The following is a 13,765-nucleotide window of genomic DNA, read 5'->3' as shown; positions in this document are numbered from 1 at the left end:
ATGTTTAAAGTGCAGCAAAAAGTTCTTTTCAGGCACTGCGATCCCGCTGGGATTGTGTTTTTCCCGCGATATTTTGAGATGATGAACGATTGCATCGAAAGTTTCTTTGACAACGGTCTAAAATGCCCGTTTGAACAATTCATTCAATCAGCGGGCATCCCGACAGTAAGCATCGCAACAACGTTTAATAACCCTAGCCGTCATGGTGATGTGTTAGACTTAAGATTGAATGTGACGCGGATTGGAAAGACCAGTTTCAACTACGAAATGGTTTGCCATTGTGCCGATGAACAACGTTTCATCACCAATGCGACCCTCGTTCACATCGATTTGAATGGCATTCCAATACCATTGCAGAACGACATAAAACTAAGTCTCAAAGATTTCACTAAGGTATCATCATGACACATAAAACGATCCAACCAGAGGGCTGGGCGCCAGCGTTAGGGTACGCAAACGGTGTGCTCACCAAAGACGGCACCTTGCACATTGGTGGGCAAATCGGCTGGGATAAAGACAAGGTCTTTGTATCAAAAGAATTTGTTCCACAGATGCAGCAGGCGTTACAGAATATCTCTGAGATCGTGGTTGCCGCGGGTGGAAAACCATCAGATGTTGTTCGACTGACGTGGTTTGTAACTGACAAGGCAACCTACATGGCCAATCAGCGCGCCGTTGGAGCGGCCTACCGCTCAGTTTTCGGTAAACACTTCCCTGCAATGTCAATGTTGGTAGTTGCAGGCTTGATAGAAGATGACGCTTTGGTTGAGATCGAAGCGACGGCCCAGCTAGACTGACTTTTGGGTCCTAAAGTCCATTGGTTTTCGGAACGTGAACTGTCCAAAGATAGGGTCCTGTGTTAAGGTTGGACAAATCGCCCAATCTTTGCTGAATTTGGCCGTTGCAGGCCTGAAGCCTCGATTGCCGCGAAACCTGGCTTTGTCACGTTGCGGCATTCCTGCAATTTGGAATCTAAGCGGTCCTTCGCTGCATTCGCAGAGTGCTCCGAGCGGCTACTTGATGATTGTGTGGCCTGATGCGGTTTTGCTGTTGGCATTCTCTCGTATTCAGACTAATTCAACCCTTGCATCATAGCGCACGATTCGTCGTGCGCTTTTTGCGCTTCGTCCGAGATGGTGGGTGGACTGGGAATTCAGTCCATAATTCCTGCCTGAGATGGGGAATGACTATGACTTTTCGTGAGCAACGCTCTCGGACGGTCTTGGGAAGGACCCGTAAGGACCCGACGTCGAACATTCGTTCGGCAAAACGAGCCCGGAGGGTAACACCTCCGATAACTTTGGAGAGAAACTGTGGATAGAGCACAAAAAGAACAGCTGGTCGATGAACTCGGCCAGATCTTTGAAAGCTCTGGCGTTGTAGTGGTTAGCCACTACGTCGGTCTGACAGTTGCTGAAATGCAGGATCTACGTGCGCGGGCAACCGCTGCGGGTGGGTCTGTGCGTGTTGCCAAAAACAGGCTCGCCAAGATCGCCCTTGAGGGCAAGCCATGTGCAAGCATTGCTGACCTTCTGACGGGTATGACCGTTCTAACCTATTCTGAGGATCCTGTAGCTGCGGCTAAGGTTGCTCAGGAATTCGCCAAAGAGAATGACAAGCTTGTCATCCTCGGTGGTGCAATGGGTGAGAATGCGTTGGACGTCGCCGGTGTCGAAGCCGTGTCCAAAATGCCTTCGCGTGACGAGCTTATCGCCACAATCGCGGGTATGTTGGGCGCACCAGCATCGAACATCGCCGGGGCCATTGGCGCACCTGCAAGCAATATCGCATCCATCTTGTCAACAATCGAAGACAAGGCTGCGTAAGCGACAATATCGTCAAATCGGCGTGTTAGTTGATACTACACGTTGGAACACACATATCGTTAACGGAAAGAGCTAAAACATGGCTGATCTGAAAAAACTAGCAGAAGACATCGTTGGTCTTACATTGCTTGAAGCACAAGAACTGAAAACAATCCTCAAAGACGAGTACGGCATCGAGCCTGCAGCCGGTGGCGCAGTCATGATGGCGGGCCCTGCTGATGGCGCTGGCGCCGAAGAGGAAAAAACTGAATTCGACGTTGTTCTGAAGAACGCCGGCGCATCCAAAATCAACGTGATCAAAGAAGTTCGCGCGATCACAGGCCTTGGCCTGAAAGAAGCCAAAGACCTCGTTGAAGCTGGCGGCAAAATCAAAGAAGGCGTCGACAAAGCCGAAGCCGAAGAAGTGAAAGCCAAGCTGGAAGCAGCTGGCGCAGAAGTCGAGCTGGCCTAAGCCGTCTCAAGCAGGAAGTTAATTCCTGCTGTAAATACTGGCTGGATGGGGTGAGAACCTTGTCCAGCCAAACCTGTCTTGAAAGGCGCTTTAATTAACAAGCGTCTTTCTGGATAGGTCCAAGGGTCGGAAGGGGTGCGGTGGGACGCGCTCCAGCATAGACCGGATTTAACCGCTCTTATGGGTGTGCATCGCGGCCCCGGCGATGGCGCATTCGGCAAGAGACACGAAAGGTGACACGACACATGGCACAATCCTTCCTTGGCCAGAAGCGTCTACGTAAATACTACGGCAAAATCCGCGAAGTGCTGGAAATGCCGAACCTCATTGAAGTTCAGAAATCTTCATATGATCTGTTCCTGAATTCCGGCGATGCAGAAACGCCCACCGATGGTGATGGCATTCAGGGTGTGTTCCAGTCGGTATTCCCGATCAAGGACTTTAACGAAACTTCCATTCTGGAATACGTTAAGTACGAGCTAGAAAAGCCGAAGTACGACGTTGAAGAGTGCCAGCAGCGCGACATGACTTACTCCGCGCCGCTTAAGGTTACTCTCCGTCTGATCGTGTTTGATATCGACGAAGATACAGGTGCAAAATCTGTAAAAGACATCAAAGAACAAGATGTGTTCATGGGCGATATGCCGTTGATGACGCCAAACGGTACGTTTGTTGTAAACGGCACCGAGCGCGTAATCGTGAGCCAGATGCACCGTTCACCGGGTGTTTTCTTTGACCATGATAAGGGTAAGACACACTCGTCTGGTAAGCTCTTGTTTGCTTGCCGCATTATCCCATATCGCGGTTCGTGGTTGGATTTCGAATTTGACGCAAAAGACATCGTATTCGCACGTATTGACCGTCGTCGTAAGTTGCCTGTCACTACATTGCTGTATTCCCTTGGTCTTGACCAAGAAGCGATCATGGACGCGTATTACAACACCGTCACGTATCGTCTTGATGCTGGCAAAGGTTGGATCGCACCGTTCTTCCCAGAACGTGTTCGTGGCACCCGTCCAACTTATGACATCGTAGATGCGGCCAGCGGCGAAATCTTGTTCGAAACGGGCAAGAAAGTTACGCCTCGCGCTGTGAAAAAGCTGATCGATGAGGGCAACGTCACCGAACTGCTACTGCCATTCAATCACATCGAAGGCACGTTTGTCTCCAAAGACATCATCAACGAAGAAACTGGCGCGATCTATGTCGAAGCCGGTGACGAGATGACGCTGGAGTTTGATAAAGACGGCACGCTCATCGGCGGTACCGCCAAAGAGCTAGTCGATGCTGGCATCACCGAGATCCCACTCTTGGACATCGATAACGTCAATGTTGGCCCGTACATGCGCAACACGATGGCGGCGGATAAGAACATGAACCGCGACACCGCGCTCATGGACATCTACCGCGTTATGCGTCCGGGTGAGCCACCCACAGTTGAAGCAGCGTCAAACCTGTTTGACACGCTGTTCTTTGATGGCGAACGTTATGACCTATCAGCTGTTGGCCGTGTGAAGATGAACATGCGTCTCGCACTCGACAAAGAAGACACCCAGCGTACGCTGGATCGCGCTGACATCGTGTCGTGCATCAAAGCGCTTGTTGACCTGCGCGATGGCCGCGGCGATATCGACGATATTGACCACCTCGGCAACCGTCGTGTGCGTTCTGTTGGCGAACTGATGGAAAACCAATACCGCGTTGGTCTGCTCCGCATGGAGCGCGCGATCAAAGAGCGTATGTCTTCCGTCGAAATCGACACAGTCATGCCACAAGACCTGATCAACGCGAAGCCAGCGGCTGCTGCGGTACGTGAATTCTTCGGCTCCTCGCAGCTGTCGCAGTTTATGGACCAAACCAACCCGCTGTCAGAGGTCACGCACAAGCGTCGCCTTTCAGCGCTTGGACCAGGTGGTTTGACACGTGAACGTGCTGGTTTTGAAGTACGTGACGTTCACCCAACCCACTACGGTCGCATGTGTCCGATTGAAACGCCTGAAGGTCCGAACATTGGTCTGATCAACAGCCTCGCAACATTCGCACGTGTAAACAAATACGGCTTTATCGAAACGCCTTACCGCAAGGTAAAAGACGGTATTGTGTCGGATGAAGTCCAATACATGTCTGCTACTGAGGAAATGCGCCACACCGTGGCGCAGGCCAACGCGAACCTTGATGAAAACATGAAGTTCGTGAACGATTTGGTTTCCACGCGGAAATCGGGTGACTACACGCTTTCGCCTTCCATGAACGTTGACCTCATTGACGTTTCGCCAAAGCAGTTGGTTTCCGTTGCTGCCTCGTTGATCCCGTTCCTTGAGAATGACGATGCGAACAGGGCCTTGATGGGCTCGAACATGCAACGTCAGGCTGTGCCATTACTTCAAGCTGAAGCACCGCTTGTTGGTACAGGTATCGAAGAAGTTGTAGCACGCGATTCCGGTGCGGCTTATATGGCCAAACGCGCAGGCGTTATTGACCAAGTAGACGCCACACGTATCGTTATCCGCGCAACCTCTGATCTTGAGCTGGGCGACGCAGGCGTAGACATCTACCGCATGCGTAAATTCCAGCGTTCAAACCAGAACACCTGCATCAACCAGCGTCCGCTGGTGAAGGTTGGCGATCGGGTTACAAAAGGTCAGGTCATCGCGGATGGTCCGTCCACAGACATGGGTGAACTTGCTCTTGGTAAGAACGTGATCGTCGCGTTTATGCCTTGGAATGGGTACAACTATGAGGACTCCATCCTGATTTCTGAGCGCGTTTCGCGTGACGACGTCTTTACCTCGATCCACATCGAGGAATTCGAAGTCGCTGCACGTGATACCAAGCTTGGCCCCGAGGAAATCACTCGCGATATTCCAAACGTTGGTGAAGAAGCGCTGCGCAACCTTGATGAGGCGGGTATCGTCTACATCGGTGCAGACGTTGAACCAGGTGACATCCTTGTCGGTAAAATCACGCCAAAAGGCGAAAGCCCGATGACGCCGGAGGAGAAACTCCTGCGCGCCATCTTTGGTGAGAAAGCGTCCGACGTTCGCGATACATCGTTGCGTGTAAAACCGGGTGACTTTGGTACAGTTGTAGAAGTGCGCGTCTTTAACCGCCACGGCGTGGAAAAAGACGAACGTGCCCTGCAGATCGAACGTGAAGAAGTTGAACGTCTTGCACGTGACCGCGACGATGAGATGGCGATCCTTGATCGCAACATCTTCGCGCGTTTGCGTGAAATGATCCTTGGCAAAGTGGCTGTAAAAGGCCCGAAAGGCGTACGCCCGAACAGCCAGATCACCGAAGAGACACTGGATGCCGTTCTGACACGTGGTCAGTGGTGGCAGCTAGCGCTTGAGGACGAAGACGACGCGAAAATTGTCGAAGCCCTGAACGAGCAGTACGAGATCCAGAAACGGACCTTGGATGCCCGCTTTGAGGACAAAGTCGAGAAAGTACGCCGTGGCGATGATCTGCCCCCCGGTGTGATGAAGATGGTCAAAGTATTCGTAGCGGTTAAGCGTAAGCTGCAGCCGGGCGATAAAATGGCCGGACGTCACGGGAACAAGGGTGTTATCTCCAAGGTTGTACCAATGGAGGACATGCCGTTCCTCGAAGACGGTACTCCGGTTGATTTCTGTCTGAACCCACTTGGCGTTCCATCACGTATGAACGTTGGTCAGATCCTTGAAACACACATGGGCTGGGCCGCACGCGGTTTGGGCATCAACATCGACGAGGCGCTGCAAGAATATAAGCGTTCCGGCGATATGACACCTGTGCGTGAAGCGATGAAGTTGGCCTACGGCGATGATGTCTATGAAGAAGGCATCACTGGCATGGACGAGGAAGATTTGTTGGAAGCGGCGGGCAATGTTCGCAACGGTGTTCCAATCGCGACTCCTGTCTTTGACGGCGCAAAAGAAGCCGATGTGAACGATAGTCTTGCACGTGCGGGCTTTGACACATCCGGTCAGTCGGTTCTGTTTGACGGTCGTACCGGAGAACAGTTCAGCCGTAAGGTGACTGTTGGCGTGAAGTACCTGCTGAAACTGCACCACCTTGTGGATGACAAAATCCACGCGCGTTCGACAGGTCCATACTCGCTGGTTACCCAGCAGCCATTGGGCGGTAAAGCGCAGTTCGGTGGACAGCGCTTTGGTGAGATGGAGGTCTGGGCACTTGAAGCTTATGGCGCTGCATACACCCTGCAGGAAATGCTGACCGTGAAATCGGATGACGTTGCAGGCCGTACGAAGGTCTATGAAAGCATCGTCAAAGGCGAGGACAACTTCGAGGCTGGTATTCCAGAATCGTTCAACGTTCTTGTCAAAGAAGTCCGTGGCCTCGGCCTGAACATGGAACTCCTGGATGCGGAGGAAGAAGAGTAGGGCATAGCCGGAATTTGATATTCCAGACCGCCTCTCGACTGAGGGGCGGTCCCTCTCTCTCCACTGCTTTCGAGAATAAATCTAAGGATTGAAAATGAACCAGGAACTGACAAACAACCCGTTTAACCCCGTCGCGCCTACTAAGACGTTTGACGAGATCAAGGTATCTCTGGCATCGCCAGAACGTATCTTGTCGTGGTCATTCGGTGAGATTAAAAAGCCGGAAACTATCAACTACCGTACGTTCAAGCCTGAGCGCGACGGCCTGTTCTGTGCGCGTATCTTTGGCCCGATCAAAGACTACGAATGTCTGTGCGGCAAATATAAGCGTATGAAATATCGCGGCGTTGTCTGCGAAAAATGTGGTGTGGAAGTTACGCTTCAAAAAGTACGTCGTGAGCGTATGGGCCACATCGAGCTGGCATCCCCAGTTGCGCACATCTGGTTCCTCAAGTCGTTGCCATCGCGCATCGGCCTGATGCTGGACATGACATTGCGCGATCTTGAGCGTGTTTTGTACTTTGAAAACTACGTTGTAATCGAGCCGGGCCTTACGGACCTCACCTACGGTCAAATGCTGACCGAAGAAGAGTACATGGATGCCCAAGACGCCTACGGTATGGACGCATTCACCGCCAACATCGGCGCCGAAGCGATCCGCGAAATGCTGGCAGCAATTGACCTCGAAGCAGAAGCCGACCAGCTGCGCGAAGAGCTCAAAGAAGCCACCGGCGAATTGAAGCCTAAGAAGATCATCAAGCGTTTGAAGGTCGTCGAGAGCTTCCTTGAATCCGGTAACCGTCCTGAATGGATGATCCTGACCGTGATCCCTGTGATCCCGCCAGAGCTGCGCCCGCTGGTGCCGCTGGATGGTGGTCGTTTTGCGACCTCAGATTTGAACGATCTTTACCGTCGTGTGATCAACCGTAACAACCGTTTGAAGCGTCTGATTGAGCTGCGTGCGCCTGATATCATTGTGCGTAACGAAAAGCGGATGCTGCAGGAATCTGTTGACGCATTGTTCGATAACGGTCGTCGTGGTCGTGTGATTACTGGCGCCAACAAGCGTCCGTTGAAATCACTGTCAGACATGCTGAAAGGTAAGCAGGGTCGCTTCCGTCAAAACCTTTTGGGTAAGCGCGTCGACTTCTCCGGTCGTTCGGTCATTGTGACTGGTCCGGAACTGAAGTTGCATCAGTGTGGCTTGCCCAAAAAGATGGCACTCGAACTGTTCAAACCGTTCATCTATTCACGCCTGGAGGCCAAAGGTCTGTCTTCCACAGTGAAGCAAGCCAAGAAACTGGTTGAAAAAGAACGTCCCGAAGTCTGGGATATCCTGGATGAAGTTATCCGCGAACACCCCGTCATGCTGAACCGTGCGCCTACATTGCACCGTCTTGGCATTCAGGCGTTCGAACCAGTTCTGATTGAGGGTAAAGCCATCCAGCTGCACCCGCTTGTTTGTTCTGCGTTTAACGCTGACTTTGACGGCGACCAAATGGCTGTTCACGTACCGCTCTCGCTGGAAGCCCAGCTTGAAGCGCGCGTTTTGATGATGTCCACCAACAACGTTCTGTCGCCTGCAAACGGCGCTCCGATCATTGTTCCATCGCAGGATATGATCTTGGGTCTCTACTATGTGACCTTGGGCCGTGACGGCATGGTTGGTGAAGGCAAAGTCTTTGGTAACGTGAATGAAGTTCAGCACGCGCTGGACGCTGGCGAAGTACATCTGCACGCCAAAGTCAAATCACGGATCAAACAGATCGACAACGAAGGTAACGAAGTGCTTGTGCGCTTTGATACCACACCTGGTCGTGTGCTCCTTGGAGCGCTGTTGCCGCTGAACGCAAAAGCACCGTTTGACCTGGTCAACCGTCTGCTGCGTAAGAAAGAAGTGCAGCAGGTCATCGATACGGTTTACCGTTATTGTGGCCAAAAAGAATCCGTTATCTTCTGTGACCAGATCATGACAATGGGTTTCCGCGAAGCGTTCAAGGCAGGCATCTCGTTTGGTAAAGACGACATGCTGATCCCCGATAGCAAATGGCCACTGGTTGAAGAAACACGCGGTCAGGTTAAAGACTTTGAACAACAGTACATGGATGGCCTGATCACTCAGGGTGAAAAGTACAACAAAGTTGTGGATGCATGGTCAAAGTGTAACGACAAAGTCACCGACGCGATGATGGGTGCGATTTCCGACACCACGTACGCCGAGAATGGTTCCGAAAACGAACCAAACTCAGTGTACATGATGGCGCACTCCGGTGCGCGTGGTTCTGTTACGCAGATGAAACAACTTGGCGGGATGCGTGGCCTGATGGCCAAGCCGAACGGCGACATCATCGAGACACCGATCATCTCGAACTTTAAAGAAGGTCTAACCGTTCTTGAGTACTTCAACTCAACGCACGGTGCGCGGAAAGGTCTGTCGGATACGGCTCTGAAAACAGCTAACTCCGGTTACCTAACGCGTCGTCTGGTAGACGTTGCACAGGATTGCATCATCCGTCAGCACGATTGCGGCACTGATATTGCGATTACTGCAACTGCAGCCGTGAACGACGGTGAGGTTGTTTCCTCACTGGCCGAACGTTTGTTGGGTCGTGTCGTTGCCGAGGACATCATGCGTCCGGGTACCGAAGAAGTACTGGTTGCCAACGGCACAATCATTGATGAACGTCTGGCTGACATCATTGATGAGGCAGCTGTTGCCTCTGCACGCATCCGCTCGCCGCTTACTTGTGAAGCGGAAGAGGGTGTCTGCGCCCAGTGTTATGGTCGTGACCTTGCGCGCGGTACTTTGGTGAACCAAGGCGAAGCGGTGGGTATCATCGCGGCGCAGTCTATTGGTGAACCTGGTACACAGTTGACAATGCGGACGTTCCACATTGGTGGTGTTGCTCAGGGTGGTCAGCAGTCTTTCCAGGAAGCTGGTCAGGAAGGTACGATCCAATTCGAAAACACCATGACGCTGCAAAACTCTGCAGATGAAACCATGGTTATGGGTCGTAACATGAAGCTGCTTATCATCGATGAAAACGGTGATGAACGTGCGAGCCACAAAGTGGGTTACGGTACCAAGCTGTTTGTCAAAGAGGGCCAAGAAGTGGCGCGCGGCGATAAATTGTACGAATGGGACCCCTACACGCTGCCAATCATCGCTGAAGCGGCTGGTACAGCCAAGCACGTCGATCTTATCTCTGGTATCTCTGTCAAAGACGAGACCGATGACGCGACAGGCATGACGCAAAAGATCGTCATCGACTGGCGCTCTGCTGCAAAAGGCAACGAGCTGAAGCCTGAGATCATTCTGCACGACAAGGATGGAGAGCCACTGCGTAACGCCGCGGGCAACCCGATTACTTATCCAATGTCTGTGGATGCGGTTATGTCCATCGAAGACGGTAGCGAAGTTGCTGCTGGTGACGTTCTTGCGCGCATCCCGCGTGAAGGCGCCAAAACCAAGGATATTACTGGTGGTCTGCCACGTGTTGCGGAACTCTTTGAGGCACGTCGCCCCAAGGATCACGCGATCATCGCAGAAATCGACGGTTATGTGCGCTACGGCAAAGACTACAAGAACAAGCGCCGCATCGCGATCGAGAGCTCGGAAGATCCGGACTACAAAGTCGAATACATGGTGCCAAAGGGCAAGCACATCCCAGTGGCCGAAGGCGACTTCGTTCAGAAGGGCGATTACATCATGGACGGCAACCCAGCGCCGCATGACATTCTCGCAATTATGGGTGTCGAAGCGCTTGCCGATTACATGATCGACGAAGTTCAGGACGTGTATCGTCTGCAAGGTGTGAAGATCAACGATAAGCACATCGAAGTCATCGTGCGTCAGATGCTGCAAAAGTGGGAGATCCAAGAGAGCGGAGACACCACGCTGCTGAAAGGCGAACACGTAGACAAGCTCGAGTTCGACCAAGCCAACGAAAAGGCATTGTCCAAAGGCGGCCGTGTCGCCAAGGGCGAGCCGATCCTATTGGGTATCACCAAGGCATCGCTGCAAACTCGCAGCTTCATCTCGGCGGCATCCTTCCAGGAAACCACTCGTGTTCTTACTGAGGCATCTGTCCAAGGTAAGCGTGATAAATTGGTTGGTCTTAAAGAGAACGTCATCGTTGGCCGCTTGATCCCTGCGGGTACTGGTGGGGCAACTCAGCAGATGCGTCGTGTTGCAGCTGATCGCGATAATGTCGTGGTTGAAGCGCGCCGCATCGAGGCAGAAGAGGCGGCGCGTCTTGCCGCTCCGACAAAGCCTGTTGATGATGTCGTCGGTGGCGATGTGTTCTCCTCCATGCCAAACTATGATGAGGAAAGCCGCGATTAATACCGCGCTTCTGATAAAGAACTAAAAAGCCCCCGCAGCCTTCAGGTTGCGGGGGCTTTTTCTTGCGCCGTAGAGTATGTAGCGCATTGCCCTAGTGTTACTGATCGGACACTGTCAGCAACAGATCTTAGGAAATGCGAATGTCCCCAAATACCAAAGGCGCACTGCTAATGATGGCTTCTATGGGGGCTTTCGTAGTGAATGATATGTTTCTCAAGCTCACCAACGGAGCCATCCCGCTGTTTCAGTTGATATTTATGCGCGGCATACTTGCGACGGTGTTCGTCTATCTCGTTGCGCGTGGCCTTGGGGCATTGAGCGGTGAAATTTCGCGGCACGACAAGCAGGTGATTGCGCTGCGTGGTTTAACCGAGATTGTGACATCATATTTTTTCCTGAATGCGTTGTTCAACATGCCTTTGGGGAACCTGAATGCGATCATGCAGGTGGTGCCGCTGGTTGTGACCTTGGGCACTGTGTTGGTGTATCGTGAGGCCGTAGGCTGGCGACGCATGTTGGCAATTTTGATTGGCTTGGGGGGTGTTATGCTGATCATTCGCCCCGGAGCGGAGGGGTTCAATATCTGGTCTCTTTACGCGCTTGCTGCAGTTCTTAGTGTGACAGTCCGAGACCTTGTTACAAGGCGCTTGTCGCCCAATGTGCCGGGAATGGCAGTTACCCTTGGTACTACAGTTGCGGTTATGTTGGCGGCGGGATTTGCGTCAATGACCCAAGAATGGGCGCCGATCACCGTTCCATTGGCAAGCTACATCATTGGTTCTGCGATGTTTGTTATCACAGGGTATTTTTTCAGCATTCAGGTCATGCGCAGTGGAGACGTCTCGTTTATTGCGCCGTTCCGGTACACAGGATTGATCGGCGCGATGATTATTGGTTTTCTGGTTTTTGGCGAAGTTCCCACAAAGCTCACGCTAATCGGAGCCGCGATTGTTATTGGCACGGGCCTGTTTACATTCTACCGCGAACGAAAGCTATTAAGGGCGTGAGAAGACCTGTTTAACATGGGTATTGTCGATGCCGAATGTCTCGCGAATATGGGCCGCTTCGGCGTCGTCCATGGTTTTGTAATCGAACACGTTCTTTTTGCCCTTTAGCCGACTATCGTTGAAGTCGTTATGTCCGCGCATCATCATATCCTCACCAGTAAAGGTCATAGTTGGCATTGTCTTCCAAAGGTTCTGGTGGCCATGGCTCATGATGGTATTTGTGTTACCTGCCTCTACAACCATTCCGAGGGCGATCGCCGAATAGGGATAGTGGTAAGGCCAGAGTTTTACGCCATCAGCGCCAGCGGTAAAAACATACCCTTGATTGTAATCAATTGCGATGCTGCCGTGGTGGGACCTGATGCCGTTTAAGTCATCTACTGTCTGCTTCAGCTTTTCAACAAAGCTCAAAGCCATAGCATCGTCGTCATCCAATCTGAATTGCAAACAAGGTTCATCAGGTTCGCCGCGCCATTCATTGATGGCTTTGGCCATGATAATCCTGTGGGGGCGGGGCGGAAACTGCCTGATTTTGCATTGAGGTATGTGTGCAGTCAACTTGGTCAACCGCTCTAGATATTCAGCGGGGAACCATTTTCCGGTTATGATCAAAAACGTAAAATCGGGGTCGGTTTGTTTGGCAACGCACGGCAGCGTAATTGCTTCGAATAGCCGGAACCGTTCTTCCATCCGCTCTGGGTTGTAAAGGTATGTAGCTAATTCCGCCTCATCTTCATGGGTGACCTTGAAGCCGCCACGCCCGGCATAGGAAAATCGACAGATACCTACGGTACGCATGTTATTTCTCCGTGAAAATACGGCTGACGTTATCAATGTCGATGGCAAAGCGATCTTTGAACATCTGCGTTTGTTCAAAATCAATCGGCTGGACGGGTACCTTTTTGACTGGCTTTTGGCGGCTGTCGTTGGAGCTATTGTGGCTGCGCACAAACATCTGTGCTTCAGGGTAGCTAACAACGGGCATAAAGCGAGCAATCTTTTCGTGGGCAAAATTCATGATTGTGAGGGGGGAACCGCCGCGGATCTGCATACCCATTGCAGCGGGATATAGCTGTCGGAAGATATCCGTAGATGCAATGCCATTTGGTCCAAACTCGGCGACGATCCCTTTGTTCCAGTCAAAGTTGACAGCCTTGTGTTGGGCGGTCAGGGCCTGAGCATCGTGAGATGCGGCGCGCAATCGTTCAATGAAATCGACGGCAAAGGCATCGTCATCGTCATGGCGAAACTGTAAACACGGAACTGAGGGGTCTTTGCGCGCCTTGTTGAAGATTTCTTTCATCACTTCGCGCTGTGGGCGTGGTGGCTCTGCGATGATCCGGATTTGAGGGATGTCGGCAGTGATGTCATGTAGGCGGTCGGAATGTTCTTTCGGGAATTGATCGCCGATGACAATGATCAACTCAAAATCCTCATCAGTCTGCGCTTTGATGCAGGGCAGGGCAACTGCCTCCATCAGTCTAAAGCGTTCTTCCAGCCGGGCCTTTTCATAAAGGTATGCAATACGATCTTCGGTCGTCTCGTGTTCGACCTGGAAACCACCGATTGCTGGATAGGAAAATCGGCAAAGGCCAATCACTTGGAGCGTCACTAGAGTTCTCCCACGCTTTTTTCAGCATTATGCGGTTTCAGGTGTTAGTTTTGCAAGAGGTGGTTCTGATAAGTGGGCAGGGGGGAGTCAGGTTGACACTATCGACGACTCTGAGTATACGCCCGTTATCTCGCTAATG

Annotated in this window: 9 protein-coding genes; 7 read left to right on the top strand and 2 right to left on the bottom strand. The window is 52.0% G+C overall.

Features of this window, described 5'->3' with window-relative positions:
- From V7775_RS02705 to V7775_RS02675, 7 genes are all read left to right on the top strand, one after another.
- Window positions 1–405, top strand: a complete 405-nt coding sequence (locus V7775_RS02705; RefSeq protein WP_335750320.1) for an acyl-CoA thioesterase — start codon at window positions 1–3, stop codon at window positions 403–405.
- Window positions 402–797 carry a RidA family protein gene (locus V7775_RS02700; protein ID WP_335750319.1) on the top strand — a complete coding sequence of 132 codons (396 nt, stop codon included), beginning with the start codon at window positions 402–404 and terminating at the stop codon, window positions 795–797. The genes V7775_RS02705 and V7775_RS02700 overlap by 4 nt, the downstream gene beginning before the upstream one ends.
- A gap of 516 nt (window positions 798–1,313) precedes the next feature.
- Window positions 1,314–1,826, top strand: coding sequence for a 50S ribosomal protein L10 (gene rplJ / locus V7775_RS02695; RefSeq protein WP_335750318.1), 513 nt, complete (start codon window positions 1,314–1,316; stop codon window positions 1,824–1,826).
- A 79-nt stretch (window positions 1,827–1,905) separates the two neighbouring features.
- The gene (rplL, locus tag V7775_RS02690) at window positions 1,906–2,277 is read left to right on the top strand and encodes a 50S ribosomal protein L7/L12 (RefSeq protein ID WP_335750317.1); all 372 of its coding nucleotides are present in this window, start codon (window positions 1,906–1,908) and stop codon (window positions 2,275–2,277) included.
- Window positions 2,278–2,522: 245 nt separating this feature from the next.
- Entirely contained in the window at window positions 2,523–6,662 is a 4,140-nt protein-coding gene (gene rpoB, locus V7775_RS02685) for a DNA-directed RNA polymerase subunit beta (protein ID WP_335750316.1), read from the top strand.
- Between the two features lie 94 nt (window positions 6,663–6,756).
- On the top strand, window positions 6,757–11,007 hold the full coding sequence (rpoC, locus tag V7775_RS02680) for a DNA-directed RNA polymerase subunit beta' (RefSeq protein ID WP_335750315.1): 4,251 nt from the start codon (window positions 6,757–6,759) through the stop codon (window positions 11,005–11,007).
- Window positions 11,008–11,147: 140 nt separating this feature from the next.
- Window positions 11,148–12,014 (top strand): DMT family transporter, encoded by an 867-nt coding sequence (locus V7775_RS02675; RefSeq protein WP_335750314.1) that lies wholly within the window; start codon window positions 11,148–11,150, stop codon window positions 12,012–12,014.
- Here V7775_RS02675 and V7775_RS02670 read toward each other — a convergent pair.
- Entirely contained in the window at window positions 12,003–12,812 is an 810-nt protein-coding gene (locus V7775_RS02670) for a putative rhamnosyl transferase (RefSeq protein WP_335750313.1), read from the bottom strand. The genes V7775_RS02675 and V7775_RS02670 overlap by 12 nt on opposite strands.
- 1 nt (window position 12,813) lies before the next feature.
- A complete protein-coding gene (locus V7775_RS02665; RefSeq protein WP_335750312.1) occupies window positions 12,814–13,626 on the bottom strand; it encodes a putative rhamnosyl transferase in 813 nt (270 codons plus the stop codon).
- Window positions 13,627–13,765: the final 139 nt, after the last annotated feature.

The organism is Sulfitobacter sp. (assembly GCF_036960155.1).
In the GTDB taxonomy this organism is placed as follows: Bacteria; Pseudomonadota; Alphaproteobacteria; order Rhodobacterales; family Rhodobacteraceae; genus Sulfitobacter.
This window is presented reverse-complemented; position numbering and strand designations above follow the sequence as displayed.

Excerpts from the sequence above, each read along its gene's own strand:
- V7775_RS02670 (WP_335750313.1), bottom strand. The coding sequence starts at position 12,812 with ATGCGTACCGTAGGTATCTGTCGATTTTCCTATGCCGGGCGTGGCGGC.
- V7775_RS02675 (WP_335750314.1), top strand. The coding sequence starts at position 11,148 with ATGTCCCCAAATACCAAAGGCGCACTGCTAATGATGGCTTCTATGGGG.
- rplL (WP_335750317.1), top strand. The coding sequence starts at position 1,906 with ATGGCTGATCTGAAAAAACTAGCAGAAGACATCGTTGGTCTTACATTG.
- V7775_RS02705 (WP_335750320.1), top strand. The coding sequence starts at position 1 with ATGTTTAAAGTGCAGCAAAAAGTTCTTTTCAGGCACTGCGATCCCGCT.
- rpoB (WP_335750316.1), top strand. The coding sequence starts at position 2,523 with ATGGCACAATCCTTCCTTGGCCAGAAGCGTCTACGTAAATACTACGGC.
- V7775_RS02700 (WP_335750319.1), top strand. The coding sequence starts at position 402 with ATGACACATAAAACGATCCAACCAGAGGGCTGGGCGCCAGCGTTAGGG.
- rpoC (WP_335750315.1), top strand. The coding sequence starts at position 6,757 with ATGAACCAGGAACTGACAAACAACCCGTTTAACCCCGTCGCGCCTACT.